At 64.9% G+C, this 14996-nt stretch carries 26 protein-coding genes; all 26 read right to left on the bottom strand.

The features are described from left to right. Positions 1 to 91: 91 nt before the first annotated feature. Positions 92 to 481 (bottom strand): 30S ribosomal protein S11, encoded by a 390-nt coding sequence (gene rpsK, locus ACWPMX_RS01455; RefSeq protein ID WP_047820301.1) that lies wholly within the window; start codon positions 479 to 481, stop codon positions 92 to 94. 66 nt (positions 482 to 547) lie between these two features. Further along, the gene (gene rpsM / locus ACWPMX_RS01450) at positions 548 to 916 is read right to left on the bottom strand and encodes a 30S ribosomal protein S13 (protein WP_455698271.1); all 369 of its coding nucleotides are present in this window, start codon (positions 914 to 916) and stop codon (positions 548 to 550) included. A 297-nt stretch (positions 917 to 1213) separates the two neighbouring features. Continuing rightward, complete coding sequence (locus tag ACWPMX_RS01445) at positions 1214 to 1918, bottom strand: SRPBCC family protein (protein WP_455698270.1); 705 nt, start codon at positions 1916 to 1918, stop codon at positions 1214 to 1216. Between the two features lie 54 nt (positions 1919 to 1972). Further along, positions 1973 to 2620 (bottom strand): adenylate kinase, encoded by a 648-nt coding sequence (locus ACWPMX_RS01440; RefSeq protein WP_455698269.1) that lies wholly within the window; start codon positions 2618 to 2620, stop codon positions 1973 to 1975. 33 nt (positions 2621 to 2653) lie between these two features. Continuing rightward, a complete protein-coding gene (gene secY, locus ACWPMX_RS01435) occupies positions 2654 to 4018 on the bottom strand; it encodes a preprotein translocase subunit SecY (RefSeq protein WP_455698268.1) in 1365 nt (454 codons plus the stop codon). A 101-nt stretch (positions 4019 to 4119) separates the two neighbouring features. Continuing rightward, a complete protein-coding gene (gene rplO / locus ACWPMX_RS01430) occupies positions 4120 to 4647 on the bottom strand; it encodes a 50S ribosomal protein L15 (RefSeq protein ID WP_455698267.1) in 528 nt (175 codons plus the stop codon). Between the two features lie 75 nt (positions 4648 to 4722). Next, positions 4723 to 5880 (bottom strand): acyltransferase family protein, encoded by a 1158-nt coding sequence (locus tag ACWPMX_RS01425; protein WP_455698266.1) that lies wholly within the window; start codon positions 5878 to 5880, stop codon positions 4723 to 4725. A 118-nt stretch (positions 5881 to 5998) separates the two neighbouring features. Further along, complete coding sequence (rpmD, locus tag ACWPMX_RS01420) at positions 5999 to 6175, bottom strand: 50S ribosomal protein L30 (protein ID WP_455698265.1); 177 nt, start codon at positions 6173 to 6175, stop codon at positions 5999 to 6001. 5 nt (positions 6176 to 6180) lie between these two features. Continuing rightward, the gene (gene rpsE / locus ACWPMX_RS01415) at positions 6181 to 6948 is read right to left on the bottom strand and encodes a 30S ribosomal protein S5 (protein WP_455698264.1); all 768 of its coding nucleotides are present in this window, start codon (positions 6946 to 6948) and stop codon (positions 6181 to 6183) included. 2 nt (positions 6949 to 6950) lie between these two features. After that, positions 6951 to 7295: a 50S ribosomal protein L18 gene (gene rplR / locus ACWPMX_RS01410; RefSeq protein WP_455698263.1), complete on the bottom strand. Its 345-nt coding sequence runs from the start codon at positions 7293 to 7295 to the stop codon at positions 6951 to 6953. A 1-nt stretch (position 7296) separates the two neighbouring features. After that, positions 7297 to 7830 (bottom strand): 50S ribosomal protein L6, encoded by a 534-nt coding sequence (rplF, locus tag ACWPMX_RS01405; protein WP_455698262.1) that lies wholly within the window; start codon positions 7828 to 7830, stop codon positions 7297 to 7299. After that, positions 7830 to 8225, bottom strand: coding sequence for a 30S ribosomal protein S8 (gene rpsH, locus ACWPMX_RS01400; RefSeq protein ID WP_455698261.1), 396 nt, complete (start codon positions 8223 to 8225; stop codon positions 7830 to 7832). The genes rplF and rpsH overlap by 1 nt, the downstream gene beginning before the upstream one ends. Positions 8226 to 8236: 11 nt before the next feature. Further along, positions 8237 to 8542 (bottom strand): 30S ribosomal protein S14, encoded by a 306-nt coding sequence (gene rpsN / locus ACWPMX_RS01395; protein ID WP_455698260.1) that lies wholly within the window; start codon positions 8540 to 8542, stop codon positions 8237 to 8239. Between the two features lie 29 nt (positions 8543 to 8571). Further along, positions 8572 to 9162: a 50S ribosomal protein L5 gene (gene rplE, locus ACWPMX_RS01390; RefSeq protein ID WP_455698259.1), complete on the bottom strand. Its 591-nt coding sequence runs from the start codon at positions 9160 to 9162 to the stop codon at positions 8572 to 8574. Beyond that, positions 9155 to 9478: a 50S ribosomal protein L24 gene (gene rplX, locus ACWPMX_RS01385; RefSeq protein ID WP_455698258.1), complete on the bottom strand. Its 324-nt coding sequence runs from the start codon at positions 9476 to 9478 to the stop codon at positions 9155 to 9157. Before rplX ends, rplE begins: the two co-directional genes overlap by 8 nt. Beyond that, on the bottom strand, positions 9478 to 9846 hold the full coding sequence (rplN, locus tag ACWPMX_RS01380; protein WP_057884052.1) for a 50S ribosomal protein L14: 369 nt from the start codon (positions 9844 to 9846) through the stop codon (positions 9478 to 9480). The genes rplX and rplN overlap by 1 nt, the downstream gene beginning before the upstream one ends. A 62-nt stretch (positions 9847 to 9908) precedes the next feature. Then, positions 9909 to 10199 carry a 30S ribosomal protein S17 gene (gene rpsQ, locus ACWPMX_RS01375; protein WP_455698257.1) on the bottom strand — a complete coding sequence of 97 codons (291 nt, stop codon included), beginning with the start codon at positions 10197 to 10199 and terminating at the stop codon, positions 9909 to 9911. A 9-nt stretch (positions 10200 to 10208) separates the two neighbouring features. Next, positions 10209 to 10460, bottom strand: coding sequence for a 50S ribosomal protein L29 (gene rpmC / locus ACWPMX_RS01370; RefSeq protein ID WP_455698256.1), 252 nt, complete (start codon positions 10458 to 10460; stop codon positions 10209 to 10211). Further along, entirely contained in the window at positions 10460 to 10894 is a 435-nt protein-coding gene (gene rplP, locus ACWPMX_RS01365; protein WP_455698255.1) for a 50S ribosomal protein L16, read from the bottom strand. Before rplP ends, rpmC begins: the two co-directional genes overlap by 1 nt. A gap of 15 nt (positions 10895 to 10909) precedes the next feature. Then, positions 10910 to 11614, bottom strand: a complete 705-nt coding sequence (rpsC, locus tag ACWPMX_RS01360) for a 30S ribosomal protein S3 (RefSeq protein WP_455698254.1) — start codon at positions 11612 to 11614, stop codon at positions 10910 to 10912. Between the two features lie 3 nt (positions 11615 to 11617). Beyond that, the gene (rplV, locus tag ACWPMX_RS01355) at positions 11618 to 11995 is read right to left on the bottom strand and encodes a 50S ribosomal protein L22 (RefSeq protein ID WP_067677488.1); all 378 of its coding nucleotides are present in this window, start codon (positions 11993 to 11995) and stop codon (positions 11618 to 11620) included. Further along, entirely contained in the window at positions 11995 to 12270 is a 276-nt protein-coding gene (gene rpsS / locus ACWPMX_RS01350; protein ID WP_057884058.1) for a 30S ribosomal protein S19, read from the bottom strand. Before rpsS ends, rplV begins: the two co-directional genes overlap by 1 nt. Before the next feature lie 5 nt (positions 12271 to 12275). Next, positions 12276 to 13112, bottom strand: coding sequence for a 50S ribosomal protein L2 (rplB, locus tag ACWPMX_RS01345; protein ID WP_455698253.1), 837 nt, complete (start codon positions 13110 to 13112; stop codon positions 12276 to 12278). Positions 13113 to 13116: 4 nt separating this feature from the next. Then, positions 13117 to 13431, bottom strand: coding sequence for a 50S ribosomal protein L23 (locus ACWPMX_RS01340; protein ID WP_455698252.1), 315 nt, complete (start codon positions 13429 to 13431; stop codon positions 13117 to 13119). Beyond that, entirely contained in the window at positions 13424 to 14047 is a 624-nt protein-coding gene (gene rplD / locus ACWPMX_RS01335) for a 50S ribosomal protein L4 (RefSeq protein ID WP_455698251.1), read from the bottom strand. The genes ACWPMX_RS01340 and rplD overlap by 8 nt, the downstream gene beginning before the upstream one ends. Positions 14048 to 14050: 3 nt before the next feature. Beyond that, the gene (gene rplC, locus ACWPMX_RS01330; RefSeq protein WP_455698250.1) at positions 14051 to 14935 is read right to left on the bottom strand and encodes a 50S ribosomal protein L3; all 885 of its coding nucleotides are present in this window, start codon (positions 14933 to 14935) and stop codon (positions 14051 to 14053) included. Positions 14936 to 14996 lie beyond the last annotated feature (61 nt).

Below are 14996 nucleotides of genomic sequence, written 5' to 3'. Positions count from 1 at the left end.
TGGGGTTCAAATGGGTGCGGGACCGGCCCCGAACGGCGTCCGATCCCCGAGAAAACGGCGGCGGGGAGCGACCCTGCCGCCGGGCAGGCAATCAGACGCGGCGGCGCTTCGAAGGCCGGACCCCGTTGTGCGGGATCGGGGTGACGTCACGGATCGAGGTGATCGTGAAGCCGACCGCCTGGAGGGCGCGCAGCGCGCTCTCGCGGCCCGAGCCGGGGCCCTTGACTTCGACTTCCAGCGTACGGACGCCGTGTTCGGCGGCCTTCTTGCCGGCATCGTCGGCGGCAACCTGGGCGGCATAGGGAGTCGACTTGCGGCTGCCCTTGAAGCCCATCATGCCCGCGGACGACCACGAAATCGCGTTGCCCTGTGCGTCGGTGATGGTGATCATGGTGTTGTTGAAGCTGGCGTTGACGTGCGCGACGCCGCTCGAGATGTTCTTGCGTTCACGCCGGCGAATGCGCTGGGGTTCACGTGCCATGTGGGAATTCCTGTCCTAAATCCAAGAGAGAAGCTGCTGCCGAGGCCACTGGCCCGGGGCGCAGGCTTACTTCTTCTTGCCGGCGATCGGCTTGGCCTTGCCCTTGCGGGTGCGGGCGTTCGTGTGGGTGCGCTGGCCGCGGACCGGCAGGCCCTTGCGGTGGCGCAGACCGCGATAGCTGGCGAGGTCCATCAGGCGCTTGATGTTCATCGCGGTTTCGCGGCGAAGGTCGCCCTCGACCGGATGATCGGCGTCGATGGTCTCACGGATCTGCAGCACCTCGGCGTCGGACAGGTCCTGCACGCGGCGGGTGTGGTCGATCCCGAGCTTGTCGGCGATCTTCACGGCCGTGGTGCGGCCGATACCGTGGATGTAGGTCAGCGCGATGATAACGCGCTTGTTGGTGGGGAGATTGACCCCGGCGATACGTGCCACTTACTTCTCCATGCTCCACAGGGACATTTGGCTGGTGCCGGTCCCTATCTCATCGCTTGCATCCGACGCTCGCGAAACGCCCTGACGGCAAAAAGCCCGGATGGCGTGCACGATGGCAACCGCCTGCCGGACTCACCCCGCTTGTGTCGAATGTGGGCGCGCTTAAGGCGATTCGCCTGCGCCGTCAATGCCCGAGCGCACGAAAACGAGCGCGAGCGCCAGTGAGGCCCCGCTGCTCGATTGATGGACCCGCATTACACCTGTTTGCGCGTCCCGTCAAAGCCCGCTGGCGCGCGATCAGTCGTCCTTCTTGCCCATCGCGTCGAGTGCGGCGCCGACATCGTCCCCATCCTCCAACTTCGCGGCGGGCTTGGCAGGCGCGGGCTTTGCTGCTGCGGGCTTGGCTGCCTCGGCCTTGGGCTCGGCCGGCTTGGCAGCAGGCGGGGCATCGACGCGGCCCAGCTTGTCGGCGAGGCGGCCGAGTTGCAGACTCATCACTTCGTCGACCGCCTTGGAGATCTTCGTCACCTCGAACCGCATGTGCCCGGCGACGACATATTCCATCACCATCTTCGTGCCGCCCGATGCCTTGTCGGGCTGCATCGTGATGGTCAGCACGCCATCGACCGGTTCGGACTGCAACGGACCCAGCCCGCCGCGCATCCGCAGCACCTTCATCGGCTCGGCCATCAGCACCGTCATGTGCTGCGCGCTGCCCGCAAGGCCGACACTGGCGGTGCTGTCCTTTTCGGGGATGCGCTCGCAGAAGCAGCCGCCGCCCTGCGGGACGATCGACATGTTCGCCGCCTTGCCCGACCAGGTGTGGGTATCGTCCCACCATTCCGCCGGAGCGATCAGCGTCAGCCATGCCGCCTTCGGCGCGGCCCTCACCGTGACCGAATCGCGGGTGACGAAATGATCGGTCGAGGTCTGGACGACCTCGGCGGCGGCGGGTGCCGTCAGCCCCAGCGCGAGCGCGGTTGCCAGAATGATCCGGTGCATCGTGCATTCCCCCTTGCGCGCTCTATTCCATGCAAGCGCGCCGGGGAAAAGGGGCTACGACGCGAGGATCGCCTCGATTGCGCCCGAGACCTCGCCGATGTCGGCCATGCCGTCGACGCGGTGAACGATCCCGCGGGCTTCGTAGACCGGCAGGATCGGCGCGGTTTTCGCGCGATATTCTGCCATGCGGGTGCGCACGGTCTCCTCGTTGTCGTCCGGCCGGCGCTTGAACTCGGTCGAGCCGCAGCGGTCGCACGTTCCTTCGACGACGGGCTGCTTGAACACGTCGTGATAGCCCTCGCCGCAACTGGCGCAGGTGAAGCGGCCGGTGATCCGTTCGACCAGAGCGTCCTCGTTCACGTCGAGTTCGATCACGTGGTCGAGAGTGCGTCCATGAGCGTCGAGTATGGCGTCGAGCGCGTACGCCTGAGCTTCAGTGCGCGGATAGCCGTCGAAGATCGCGCCGACCCCGGCGCCCATCGCGGCAAGTTCCGCATCGATCAGGCGGCTGACGATCTCGTCCGAGACGAGTTCGCCGCGCTCCATCACGGCCTTGGCCTCAAGACCGACGGGGGTGCCGGCCTTGACCGCCGCGCGCAGCATGTCGCCGGTCGAAAGCTGCCGCATCCCATGCTGCTCGACGAGCCGCTGGGCCTGCGTGCCCTTGCCCGCTCCGGGCGGTCCCAACAGGATGATATTCACGCTGGCAATCCCCCCTCGTGCGCAAACCTTGCCCTAGCGCAGTCGGCCTTTCAACTTGGCCTTCTTGATAAGATCGCCGTACTGGTGCGCCAGCAGGTGCGACTGAATCTGGCTGATCGTATCCACGGTCACGTTCACGACGATGAGCAGGCTGGTGCCGCCCATGACCATCTGGACGCCCGTCTGGCTGAACATGAATTCCGGAATGACGCAGACCAGCGTCAGGTAGATCGCCCCGATGACTGTGATGCGGGTCAGCACGTAATCGAGATAGTCCTGCGTGCGCTTGCCCGGGCGGATGCCGGGGATGAAGCCGCCGTTCTTCTTCAGGTTCTCCGCCGTTTCCTCGGGATTGAAGACAACCGCGGTATAGAAGAAGCAGAAGAACACGATGCCCAGCGCATACAGCGCCAGATAGAGCGGCTGCCCGTGCTGCAGGTAGAAGTTCAGCGAGTTGATCACCCCGCCGGCAGTGCTTTCCGGATCGATCGACTGGCCGGCAAACTGGCTGACCGTCAGCGGCAGCAGCAGCAGCGAGCTCGCAAAGATCGGCGGAATCACGCCCGAGGTGTTGAGCTTGAGCGGCAGGTGGCTGCGGTCGGCCTGCATCATGCCCTTGGCGCTCGCGCGCTTGGGATACTGGATCAGCAGGCGGCGCTGGGCACGCTCCATGAAGCAGATGAACAGCACGAGGCCGATCAGCATCACGATGAGGCCGACGATCACGAAGCCGCTGATGGAGCCCGAACGCGCGCCTTCGAACAGATTGGCACCGAAGCTGGGGAACTGGGCGACGATGCCCGCCATGATGATCAGCGAAACGCCGTTGCCGATGCCGCGGCTGGTGATCTGCTCACCCAGCCAAAGAAGGAACATGGTTCCGCCGACGAGGCTGATGACCGCGGTGATGCGGAACATCAGGCCGGGGATCACTACTGCCTGCAGGCCGCTCGACGCGCCGTAGGCCTCGAGACCCGAGGCAAGAAACCAGCCCTGGATCGCGCAGAGGAACACCGTGCCGTAGCGAGTGTACTGGTTGAGCTTCTGGCGACCGCTCGCGCCTTCCTTCTTCATCGCGGCGAGCGCCGGATGGAGCGAGGCGGCCAGCTGCACCACGATCGACGCGGTGATGTAAGGCATCACGCCGAGCGCGATAAGGCTCATGCGCTCGAGCGAGCCGCCCGAGAACGTGTTGAACAGGTCGAGGATGCCGCCGCGGGTCTGCTCGTAGAGCGACTCCAGGATCAGCGGGTTCACGCCCGGCAGGGGCACGAAGCTGAGGAAGCGGAAGACGATGAGAGCCGCGATCGTGAACCAGATGCGGTTCTTGAGCTCGGTCGCCTTGCCGAAGTTCGCAAGGTTGAGCGAACTGGCGATATTGTCGGCGCGTGATGCCATGAGAAACCCGTAAAGTCCTTCTGGGCGCCGGTCCCTCCCGGCACAGGGAGGCTACATAGGTAGCGCGGGGTCCGATGTCGAACCCCGCGCCCACACTTTTGTTACTTGGAGGCTTTGGCGGCCTTGTTGGCGGCGGCGCGTTCGGCCTTCTTTTCGGCCTCGGGCTTGCCGGCCTCGATCACTTCGACCTTGCCGCCGGCCTTTTCGACCGCCTCGATCGCGCCCTTCGACGCGCCGGCGACCTTGAAGCTGACCTTGCTGGTCAGGGCGCCCTTGCCGAGCAGGCGAACGCCATGCTTCCCGCCACGCGCGAGGCCGGCGGCCTTGAGCGCATCGTGGTCGAGCACGCCATCGGTCTTGAGCGAACCGGCGTCGATGAACTTCTGGATCATGCCCAGGTTCACTTCGGCGTAGTCCTTGCCGTTGGGGTTGTTGAAGCCGCGCTTCGGCAGGCGCATGTGGAGCGGCATCTGGCCGCCCTCGAAGCCCTTGATGGCCACGCCCGAGCGCGCCTTCTGGCCCTTCTGGCCGCGGCCAGCGGTCTTGCCCTTGCCCGAACCGATGCCCCGGCCGACCCGCATCTTGCGGTGACGGGCGCCTTCGTTGTCGCGGATGTCGTTCAGTTTCATGTCAATGCACTCGCTTTCGCTTTTGTCGCGCTGGTTGGAAGGGCGGCCCCATAGCGAGTCGCAGACCGCTTGTCATCATCTCTCGTTGCCCACGGCATCTCGCTGCATTGAACCGGCGAGAAGCCGCTCGCGCAGGAGGTTGCGCAAGGACGCGGTCTTCTGTTCCGTGACGCGGGAAAAGCACCATGCGAAACCGAATGACAGCAGGTATCCGCCGACAAACACGACGAGCCATACCGAACTCGGTTCGAAACGGCCTCCCGCTATCCCGATGGCAGCGGTGAGCGCGAGAAGCGGAAAATGCGTCACATAGAGCGAGAACGAGGCTTCGGCACCAAATCGAGCGAACGGCGCTGCGATAGGTATCGGGCGCGGATCGTAACGGAGCAGCACCCAGGCAAAGACCGCGAACGAAGCGCCGGTGGCTAGTTGGCCTGCTGCGTGTGGCACCAGCCCCAGGCGCGCAAGCGACATGCACACCAACACGACGGACCCAGCCAACAGCAAATGCCATGCGCTGCACATCATCCTGCCTGCCGGTACGCGGCGGTCGAAATAGAACAGGAGGCTGCCCATCGACCAGACAAGGAAACCAACCAGAAGGTGCGGAGCGACGACAACGACGGCGAGTCCCGCGATTCCGACCGTCAGTTTGCGCAGCCGGATCAGGATCAGGAGCGTGGGAAACCAGACGTAGTACCAGAACTCGTTCGCGAGGCTCCAGAGAGGGCCGTTAGAGCCAAACGTTGGAACCGCGATGGTCTGCAGGAAGAGGATGTTACCCAAGAACGGCCAGAAGCCTAACTGCGGCGCGATATCCCGAGGGAGGGTGACAGCACCCGACAGACCGCGATAGAGCGGCGCATCGACGCCGAAACGGCCGATCCCGTCGAGCAGCCCCCCAAGCATCAGCGCAGGTACGACGACGATCAGTAGGCGAGACAGGCGGTCGACAAGGTACGTCGACCAGAAATCCTTCCGATCGAACCTGCGTTCGACGGCGCCGGTGATCCAGAAGCCCGAAAGCACGAAGAATATCACGACCGCTTCCGCTCCGAAGCCGGTCGCAAAATAGAGAGCTTGCCAACCGACCGAAAGCGCACCCGCCTCGGCCGCCGTCAGCAGGCTGAGGTCGCGCCAGTGTTCGATCACCACCAGCGAAGCGGCAAGCCAACGCAACAGGTCGAAATAGAAGTAGGCTCCGCGCTCGTCCTTTCCGGTAGGGTGGCTCATCGACGGTCCTTATCCATTTGCACGCGCAAAACTGCCATCTGGATTCAACGGCAAGCAAATGAAAAGGGCCCCGGAATCGTCCCGGGGCCCTTCGCAACCGAACAAAACGGTATGTCGCCTAATCGACGATCTCGACCATGTGGGGCAGCTTGGCGATGGCGCCGCGCACTTCGGCGGAGTCTTCGAGTTCCACCACGCGGTGCATCTTGCCGAGGCCCAGGCCGACCAGGATTTTCTTCTGGCTTTCCGGGCGGCGGATCGGGCTGCCGATCTGCTTGAGCTTGATCTTCGCCATCAGACTTACTCCGTGATCGCCGCAGCGTCGGCTTCCGCCTCGGCTGCGCTGGCGCCGCCGCGACCGAGAAGGTCGGCGACCTTCTTGCCGCGACGCTGGGCGACCGACTTCGGCGAAGTCTGGTCCTGCAGCGCGTCGAACGTGGCGCGGATCATGTTGTAGGGGTTCGAAGTACCGACCGACTTGGTCACCACGTCGGCAACGCCCAGGCTCTCGAACACGGCGCGCATCGGGCCACCGGCGATGATGCCGGTACCAGCGGGCGCGCTGCGGACGTTGACCTTGCCGGCACCGAAGCGGCCCTTGCCGTCGTGGTGCAGGGTGCGGCCTTCCTTGAGCGGAACGCGGATCATCTTCTTCTTGGCCGAAGCGGTCGCCTTGGTGATGGCTTCCGGCACTTCGCGCGCCTTGCCATGACCGAAGCCGACGCGGCCCGCGCCGTCACCCACGACGACCAGCGCCGCGAAGCCGAAGCGCTTGCCGCCCTTCACCGTCTTCGAGACGCGGTTAATGTGGACGAGCTTCTCGATGATGCCGTCGTCTTCTTCCTCGCGGCGGTTGTCGCGACGGTCGCCGCGGCCACGGCCACGGCCGCCTTCGCGGTTGCCGCCACGGTCGCCGCCGCGCCCGCCACGGGCACCACGGCCGCGCGGCTGGTCGGCGTCGCCGCCCTGGGTCGGCGTATCCTCGGCGACCGAGGGGGTGTCGGCGATCGCCGGTTCGGCGTTCACGACCGCGTTTTCGGTCTCGGCGGTATTGTTTTCGTCAGCCATCATCAGAACTCCAGCCCGCCTTCGCGGGCGGCGTCGGCGAGCGCTTTCACGCGGCCGTGGAACAGGAACCCGCCGCGATCGAACACGACGGTGGAAACGCCGGCCTTCTTGGCAGCGGCGGCGATGTCCTTGCCGACCTGCGCGGCGGCATCGACGTTGGCGCCACTGGACTTGGCGCCCAGGGTGCTCGCCGTGGCAACGGTCTTGCCGGCGGCATCGTCGATGATCTGCGCATAGATGTGTCGGCCCGTGCGGTGCACCGACAGACGCGGACGGTCACCCGCGCGCGACTTGATCGCGGTGCGCACGCGGCGGCGGCGGCGCTCGAAGAGGGAAAGCTTTGCCATCTTACTTCTTCTTCCCTTCCTTGCGGAAGATGTACTCGCCGCGATAGGCGATGCCCTTGCCCTTGTAAGGCTCGGGCTTGCGCCAGCGGCGGATTTCGGCGGCGAACTGGCCAACGGCCTGCTTGTCGATGCCCGAGACCTCGACCGTGGTCTGGTCGGGAGTCTTCACCTCAAGGCCTTCCGGCACAGCGAGATCGACGTCGTGCGAATAGCCGAGCTGAAGCTTGAGCTTGTTGCCCTGCGCATTGGCACGGTAGCCGACGCCCTTGATGTCGAGCGTCTTGGTGAAGCCGTTCGTCACGCCTTCGACCAGGTTCGACACGAGCGTACGCTGCATGCCCCAGAAGGCACGCGCCTGCTTGGTGTCGTTGGCGGGGCGGACGAGGATCCGGCCGTCTTCGACCGTATAGCTGATCTCGTCGCGCATGGTCAGCGACAGGGTGCCCTTCGGGCCCTTGACGACCAGATTGCCGTCCGAGGTGTCGGCGGAAACACCGGCCGGCACTGGAACGGGAACTTTGCCGATGCGGCTCATCAGAACACCTCCGCCAGCACTTCGCCGCCGACGTTCTGGACACGGGCTTCGGCGTCGGAAAGCACGCCCTTCGGCGTCGAGACGATGGTGATGCCGAGGCCGTTGCGCACCACCGGAAGTTCCTTGGAACCCGAATAGACGCGGCGGCCGGGCTTCGAGACGCGGGCCACGTGCTTGATCGCGGGCTCGCCTTCGAAATACTTCAGTTCGATCCGCAGCGCCGGGTGCTTGCCGGTGGCGTCTTCGCTGAAGCCACGGATGTAGCCTTCGCGCTGGAGCACTTCGAGCACGTTCGCGCGCAGCTTGCTGGCGGGGGTCAGGACAGAGTCCTTCTTCGCCTGCTGGCCGTTGCGGATGCGGGTGAGCATGTCACCCAGGGGATCGGTCATAGCCATCGGTCAGATCCTCACCAGCTCGACTTCGTGAGACCCGGGATCATGCCCTTGTTGCCAAGGTCCCGGAGCTCGATGCGGCAAAGGCCGAACTTGCGGTAATAGCCGCGCGGGCGGCCGGTGGTGGAACAGCGGTTACGGACCCGGGTCGGGTTCGCGTTGCGCGGGATTTCGGCCAGCTTCAGGCGCGCGATCAGGCGCTCGCCATCGTCCTTCGACTCGTCGTCGGCAACGGCCTTCAGCCGAGCGTACTTGCCCGCGTACTTCTTCACGAGCTTCTTGCGCCGCTCGTTCTTGTTGATGGAACTCAGTTTCGCCATGGACTTAAGCTCTCTTCCTTAAATCTGGATCACGCCGCGGCCTGCTGCTCTTCAGCAGCTTCCTCGCGGGGGAACGGAAAACCGAACAGGCGCAGCAGCTCGCGCGCCTCGTCGTCGGTCTTCGCGGTGGTGGTGACGATGATGTCCATACCCCGGACCTTCTCGATCCTGTCGTACGAGATTTCGGGGAAAATGATCTGTTCCTTCAGGCCCATCGCATAGTTGCCGCGCCCGTCGAAGCTCTTCGGGTTCAGCCCGCGGAAGTCGCGGATGCGGGGCATGGCGATCGTGACGAGACGATCGAGGAACTCGTACATGCGCTCGCGGCGAAGGGTCACCTTCGCACCGATCGGCATGCCTTCACGCAGTTTGAACTGCGCGATCGACTTCTTCGCCTTGGTGATGACCGGCTTCTGGCCGGCGATCAGCGCCATTTCCTCGGCGGCGGTCTGGACCTTCTTCTTGTCCTGGCTCGCCTCGCCCACGCCCATGTTGAGCGTGATCTTCTCGATCTTGGGCACTTCCATCGCGTTCTTGTAACCGAACTTCTCGGTCATCGCCTTCGCGATTTCAGCCTCGTACTTAGCCTTGAGGCGCGGGCTGTAGCTCTTCTCAGCCATCGATGGTCTCCCCGGACTTGACGGCGACGCGGACCTTGCGTCCGTCCTTGTTCGTTTCGAACCGGACGCGGGTCGGCTTGCCGTCCTTGGGATCGGCCAGCGCCACCTTGGAGATGTGCATCGGCGCCGGCTTGCGGTCGATGCCACCCTGCGGGTTGGTCTGGCTCGGCTTGCGGTGACGGGCGATCACGTTGATCCCGTCGACGACGACCTTGCTGTCCTTCGGCATCACGGTCTGGACAGTGCCGGTGCGGCCCTTGTCCTTGCCCGAGAGCACGACGACGCTGTCGCCCTTCTTGATCTTGGCGGCGGCCATTACAGCACCTCCGGCGCGAGACTGATGATCTTCATGAAGCCGCGGCCGCGCAATTCGCGCACCACGGGGCCGAAGATACGGGTGCCGATCGGCTCCTCGTTCTTGTTCACGAGCACCGCAGCATTGCTGTCGAAGCGGATCACGCTGCCATCGGGACGACGGACGTCCTTCTTGGTGCGCACGATCACCGCGCGGTGAACGTCGCCCTTCTTGACGCGCGTGCGCGGCTGCGCCTCCTTGACGGAGACGACGATCACGTCGCCGACGCCCGCGGTCCGACGCTTCGAGCCACCCAGCACCTTGATGCACTGGACGCGCTTGGCGCCGCTGTTGTCCGCGACGTCGAGATTGGATTGCATCTGGATCATCGATCCGGTTCCTTCTCGTTCGGCTTGCCGGAACCAGTCCGGCAGTTCCTAAATCTACTGGCTCAGTTGCCGGCTTCGGCAACGTCCAGGTCGGCTTCCACCGCCTGCACACCACCCGCGACGACCCGGTCCTTCACGGTCCAGGTCTTGGTCTTCGAGATCGGGCGGGTCTCTTCGATCCGCACGACGTCGCCCGGGTGGTACGCGTTCGCCTCGTCGTGGGCGTGGTACTTCTTCGAGCGACGGATGATCTTGCCGTAGAGCGGGTGCTTGACCTTACGCTCGACCAGCACAGTCACGGTCTTGTCGGTCTTGTCGGAAACGACAGTCCCGGTGAGGATACGCTTGGGCATATCGGTTCCTTACTTCGCTTCGGCAGCGCGAGAACGCTCGCCCTGCAGCGTCTTGATGCGCGCGATGTCGCGGCGCACTTCCTTGATCCGCGCCGGGCGCTCGAGCTGGTTCGTCGCGGCCTGGAAGCGGAGGTTGAACGCCTCGCGCTTGAGGTCGACGAGCTGGTCCGAGAGCTGGTCGTCGGTCTTGGCGCGCATGTCGGTCGCCTTCGCGTTGCCGGCTTCGGCCTTCACGGCCTTCTTGGTGGCAGTTTTCGCCATCATTCGGCTCCCAGATGCGAGGTGTCGCCCAGGCGGGCAACGACCTTGGTCTTGATCGGCAGCTTCATGGCCGCGCGGCTGAACGCCTCGGCCGCGAGCGGGCCGGGAACGCCGTCGAGCTCGAACATGATCCGGCCCGGCTTCACGCGGGCGGCCCAGTATTCGATCGAGCCCTTGCCCTTGCCCTGACGGACTTCGGCGGGCTTCTTCGACACCGGCACGTCGGGGAACACGCGGATCCACAGGCGCCCCTGGCGCTTGATGTGGCGCGTGATCGCACGACGGGCAGCTTCGATCTGGCGCGCGGTGACGCGTTCCGGCTCGAGCGCCTTGAGGCCGTACGAGCCGAAGTTCAGCGTCGTGCCGCCCTTGGCTTCGCCCTTTATCCGGCCCTTGAAGGCCTTGCGGAACTTGGTTTTCTTCGGTTGCAGCATTGCTCTTGCCCTACCTTAACGCCGGTCGCCGGCGGGCCGGACGCCGGAGGTCTGTGCCTCCATCATCAGCCGGTCCTGCGCGGTCGGATCGTGGCCGAGAATCTCGCCCTTGAAGATCCACACCTTGATACCGATCACGCCATAGGCGGTCAGCGCCTCGGCTTCGGCGTAGTCGACGTTGGCGCGCAGCGTGTGCAGCGGAACGCGGCCTTCGCGGTACTGCTCGACGCGGGCGATTTCGGCGCCGCCGAGACGGCCGCCGCACATCACCTTGATGCCTTCAGCACCCAGGCGCATGGCCGACTGCATCGCGCGCTTCATCGCCCGGCGGAACGCCACGCGGCGAACCAACTGGTCGGCGATGCCCTGGGCGACGAGCTTGCTGTCGATCTCCGGCTTGCGGATCTCGACGATGTTCAGCTTCACTTCGCTGGCGGTCATCGTCGCGAGCTTCGAACGAAGCTTCTCGATGTCGGCGCCCTTCTTGCCGATGATGACACCCGGACGGGCGGCATAGATCGACACGCGGCACAGCTTGGCCGGACGCTCGATGACGACCTTCGAGATCGCCGCCTGCGGCAGGTTGCCGACGATGTACTTGCGGATCTCGATGTCCTCGCTGAGCAGCTTGGCATAGTCGCGCCCTTCGGCGTACCAGCGGCTGTCCCAGGTGCGGTTGATCTGCAGGCGCAGGCCGATCGGGTTGCTCTTGTGACCCATGACTTAGGCCTCCTCGCTTTCGCGAACCACGATCCGCAGCCGGCTGAACGGCTTCAGGATGCGGGTCGATTTGCCGCGACCACGCGTGTGGAAGCGCTTCATGGTGACCGACTTGCCCACCGACGCCTCGGCGACGACGAGCGCGTCGACATCGAGGTTGTGGTTGTTCTCGGCGTTGGCGATCGCGCTCGCGAGCACCTTCGATGCATCGCGCGCCATCGCCTTCTTCGAGAAGGCGAGGATGTTCATCGCCTCTTCGGCCTTCTTGCCGCGGATCAGGCCGGCAACGAGGTTGAGCTTCTGCGCCGAACCACGGATCGTGGTGCCGACGGCCAGCGCCTCGTTGTCGCCCACGCGGCGGGGAGCTTTCTGCTTGCCCATCAGCGCTTGCCCTTCTTGTCGGCGGCGTGGCCGGGGAAGCTGCGCGTGGGCGCGAACTCGCCGAGCTTGTGGCCGACCATGTCTTCGTTGACGGAGACCGGAATGAACTTCTGGCCGTTGTAGACGCTGAACGTCAGGCCGACGAACTGCGGCAGGATCGTCGAACGACGCGACCAGGTCTTGATCGCACCGCGCGCGCTCTTCTCCTGCGCGTCCTCGGCCTTCTTCAGCAGGTGGAGGTCGACGAACGGACCTTTCCAGACGGAACGAGCCATCTCGATTACCTCTTCTTCTTGGCGTGACGCGAACGGATGATCATCTTGTCCGTCGCCTTGTTGTGACGCGTACGGGCGCCCTTGGTCGGCTTGCCCCACGGAGTGACCGGGTGGCGGCCGCCCGAGGTGCGGCCTTCGCCGCCGCCGTGCGGGTGATCGACCGGGTTCTTCGCGACGCCGCGGGTCAGCGGACGCTTGCCCAGCCAGCGGTTGCGGCCGGCCTTGGCGAAGTTCTGGTTCTGGTTGTCGGGGTTCGACACGGCGCCCACGGTGCCCATGCAGTCGGCGCGCAGGTAACGCTGCTCGCCGCTGTTGAGGCGCACGATGACCATGCCGCGGTCACGACCGACGACCTGGACATAGGTACCGGCCGAACGGGCGATCTGGCCACCCTTGCCCGGCTTCATCTCGACGTTGTGGCAGATGGTACCGACCGGCATCTGGCCGAGCAGCATGGCGTTGCCCGGCTTGGTGTCGGTCTTCTCGCCCGCAACCACGGTGTCGCCGACGGCCAGGCGTTGCGGTGCGAGGATGTAGGCGAGCTCGCCGTCCTCGTACTTCACCAGCGCGATGAACGCGGTGCGGTTGGGATCGTACTCCATCCGCTCGACGGTGGCCGGCATGTCCCACTTGCGACGCTTGAAGTCGATGTAGCGGTACTTCTGCTTGTGGCCGCCCGCGATGCCGCGGCTGGTCACATGGCCTTTGTTGTTGCGTCCACCCGTCTTGCGCTTGCCTTCGGTCAGCGCCTTGACCGGCTTGCCCTTGTAGAGCCCGGACTTGTCGACCAGGATCAGGCCGCGACGGGCCGGACTGGTCGGCTTGTAGTTCTTGAGTGCCATGGCCTCAGATCCCGCTCGTGACGTCGATCGAGTCCTGGCCCTCGGCCAGCGTCACGATCGCCTTCTTCATGTCGGTGCGCGTGTAGGGACGGCCCTTCCAGCGCTTGGTCTTGCCCTTGACGACGATTGTGTTCACCTTCGAGACCTTGCGATCGTAGATGGCCTCGACGGCCTCCTTGATCTGGCTCTTGGTGGCATCGCCGGCGACCTTGAACACAATCGCATTGTGCTCGCTCGCCAGGGTCGACTTCTCGGTGATGTGCGGAGCGACGATCACGTCGTAGTGACGCGCGTCCACCTGCTTCGCTGCCTTAGCCATTGAAACGGGCCTCCAGCTTCTCGACCGCGGCCTTGGTGAGGACCAGCGTGTCGTGCTTCAGGATGTCGTAGACGTTGGCGCCCACGGCCGGCAGGACGTTCACGCCCGGCAGGTTGCCCGCCGCCTTGGCGAACGAACCCTCGACCGCATCGCCGTCGATCACCAGCACCTTGCCGTTCCAGCCGTTCTTGCCGAACTGGGCGGCGAGCGCCTTGGTCTTGGCGTCCTTGAGCTCGAGGCTGTCGACGACGATCAGGCCGTCCTTCGCCTTGCTCGAGAGCGCCATGCGCAGGCCGAGGGCACGGATCTTCTTGTTCAGCGAGATGTTGAAATCGCGCTTCTTGGCACCGTGCGCCTTGCCGCCGCCGATGAAGATCGGGGCTGCACGGTCACCGTGACGGGCCGTACCGCCACCCTTCTGGCGACCGAACTTCTTGCCGGTACGGGCAACGTCGCTACGCTCGCGGGTCGGACGCGCGGTCGCGCGGCGGTTCCACAGCTGCCAGGTGACGACGCGGTGCAGGATGTCCTGCCGCGGCTCTACGCCGAAGACGTCATCGTTCAGTTCGATGTCGCCCGAGGCCTTGCCGTCGAGTTTCTGGACCTTCACCTTCACGGATCAGCCCTCCTTGTTTTCATCGCTGGAAGGCGCATCGCCCTCAGCGGAATTGTCGGCGGCAGCTTCAGCCTCGGTTTCGACACCAGCCTGCTGTTCCTCGGCGAGCTGCTCCTGCAGTTCGGCCGGGACCTGCTCGATCACTTCGTGCTCGGCGGCGGCTTCAACCATGCCGGCGGGCGCTTCGTCGTGCTCGGGCTGCGTGCTCTTCTTCTCGAGGATCGCGCCGGGGAACGGCAGACCTTCGGGCAGCGAGAGCTTGACCGAGTCGCGGACCAGCAGCCAGCCGTTCTTCGAACCGGGGACCGAGCCCTTGACGAAGATCAGGCCGCGAGTGGCGTCGGTACGGACGACCTCGAGGTTCTGCTGGGTGCGCTGCTTGTCACCCATGTGACCGGCCATCTTCTTGTTCTTGAAGACGCGGCCCGGATCCTGGCGGTTACCGGTCGAACCGTGGGCACGGTGGCTGATCGAGACGCCGTGCGTCGCGCGCATGCCGCCGAAGCCCCAGCGCTTCATGGCGCCGGCAAAACCCTTGCCCTGCGTGTGACCGGTGATGTCGACCTTCTGGCCGGCGATGAAGTGCTCGGCCGAGATGGTCGAGCCGACGGGGATCAGCCCGCCCTCGTCTTCGACGCGGAATTCCGCGACGCGCATCTTCAAGCCCACCTCCGCCTTGGCGAAGGCTTCGCGCTGCGGCTTGTTGACATTCTTCTGCTTGGCCTCGCCCGCGCCGAGCTGGACGGCGAAGTAGCCGTCACGGTCGCTGGTGCGGTGCGATACGACCTGGCAATCTTCCAGCGACAGGACGGTCACGGGAACGTGACGTCCATCCTCCTGGAACAGGCGGGTCATCCCGACTTTCTTTGCGATCACGCCGGAGCGCATGATCCGTTCTCCTTAACAGAGGCACATGGGACCATTCCCACGTGCTTGCTCGGCCCAGATT

The sequence above is a fragment of the Tsuneonella sp. HG094 genome (assembly GCF_053819285.1).
This window is presented reverse-complemented; position numbering and strand designations above follow the sequence as displayed.

Coding starts and splice junctions, on each gene's coding strand:
- rpsK (WP_047820301.1), bottom strand. CDS start 481: ATGGCACGTGAACCCCAGCGCATTCGCCGGCGTGAACGCAAGAACATC.
- ACWPMX_RS01445 (WP_455698270.1), bottom strand. CDS start 1,918: ATGCACCGGATCATTCTGGCAACCGCGCTCGCGCTGGGGCTGACGGCA.
- secY (WP_455698268.1), bottom strand. CDS start 4,018: ATGGCATCACGCGCCGACAATATCGCCAGTTCGCTCAACCTTGCGAAC.
- rplO (WP_455698267.1), bottom strand. CDS start 4,647: ATGAAACTGAACGACATCCGCGACAACGAAGGCGCCCGTCACCGCAAG.
- ACWPMX_RS01425 (WP_455698266.1), bottom strand. CDS start 5,880: ATGAGCCACCCTACCGGAAAGGACGAGCGCGGAGCCTACTTCTATTTC.
- rpmD (WP_455698265.1), bottom strand. CDS start 6,175: ATGGCGAAGATCAAGCTCAAGCAGATCGGCAGCCCGATCCGCCGCCCG.
- rpsE (WP_455698264.1), bottom strand. CDS start 6,948: ATGGCTGACGAAAACAATACCGCCGAGACCGAAAACGCGGTCGTGAAC.
- rplR (WP_455698263.1), bottom strand. CDS start 7,295: ATGGCAAAGCTTTCCCTCTTCGAGCGCCGCCGCCGCCGCGTGCGCACC.
- rplF (WP_455698262.1), bottom strand. CDS start 7,830: ATGAGCCGCATCGGCAAAGTTCCCGTTCCAGTGCCGGCCGGTGTTTCC.
- rpsH (WP_455698261.1), bottom strand. CDS start 8,225: ATGGCTATGACCGATCCCCTGGGTGACATGCTCACCCGCATCCGCAAC.
- rpsN (WP_455698260.1), bottom strand. CDS start 8,542: ATGGCGAAACTGAGTTCCATCAACAAGAACGAGCGGCGCAAGAAGCTC.
- rplE (WP_455698259.1), bottom strand. CDS start 9,162: ATGGCTGAGAAGAGCTACAGCCCGCGCCTCAAGGCTAAGTACGAGGCT.
- rplX (WP_455698258.1), bottom strand. CDS start 9,478: ATGGCCGCCGCCAAGATCAAGAAGGGCGACAGCGTCGTCGTGCTCTCG.
- rplN (WP_057884052.1), bottom strand. CDS start 9,846: ATGATCCAGATGCAATCCAATCTCGACGTCGCGGACAACAGCGGCGCC.
- rpsQ (WP_455698257.1), bottom strand. CDS start 10,199: ATGCCCAAGCGTATCCTCACCGGGACTGTCGTTTCCGACAAGACCGAC.
- rpmC (WP_455698256.1), bottom strand. CDS start 10,460: ATGGCGAAAACTGCCACCAAGAAGGCCGTGAAGGCCGAAGCCGGCAAC.
- rplP (WP_455698255.1), bottom strand. CDS start 10,894: ATGCTGCAACCGAAGAAAACCAAGTTCCGCAAGGCCTTCAAGGGCCGG.
- rpsC (WP_455698254.1), bottom strand. CDS start 11,614: ATGGGTCACAAGAGCAACCCGATCGGCCTGCGCCTGCAGATCAACCGC.
- rplV (WP_067677488.1), bottom strand. CDS start 11,995: ATGGGCAAGCAGAAAGCTCCCCGCCGCGTGGGCGACAACGAGGCGCTG.
- rpsS (WP_057884058.1), bottom strand. CDS start 12,270: ATGGCTCGTTCCGTCTGGAAAGGTCCGTTCGTCGACCTCCACCTGCTG.
- rplB (WP_455698253.1), bottom strand. CDS start 13,112: ATGGCACTCAAGAACTACAAGCCGACCAGTCCGGCCCGTCGCGGCCTG.
- ACWPMX_RS01340 (WP_455698252.1), bottom strand. CDS start 13,431: ATGGCTAAGGCAGCGAAGCAGGTGGACGCGCGTCACTACGACGTGATC.
- rplC (WP_455698250.1), bottom strand. CDS start 14,935: ATGCGCTCCGGCGTGATCGCAAAGAAAGTCGGGATGACCCGCCTGTTC.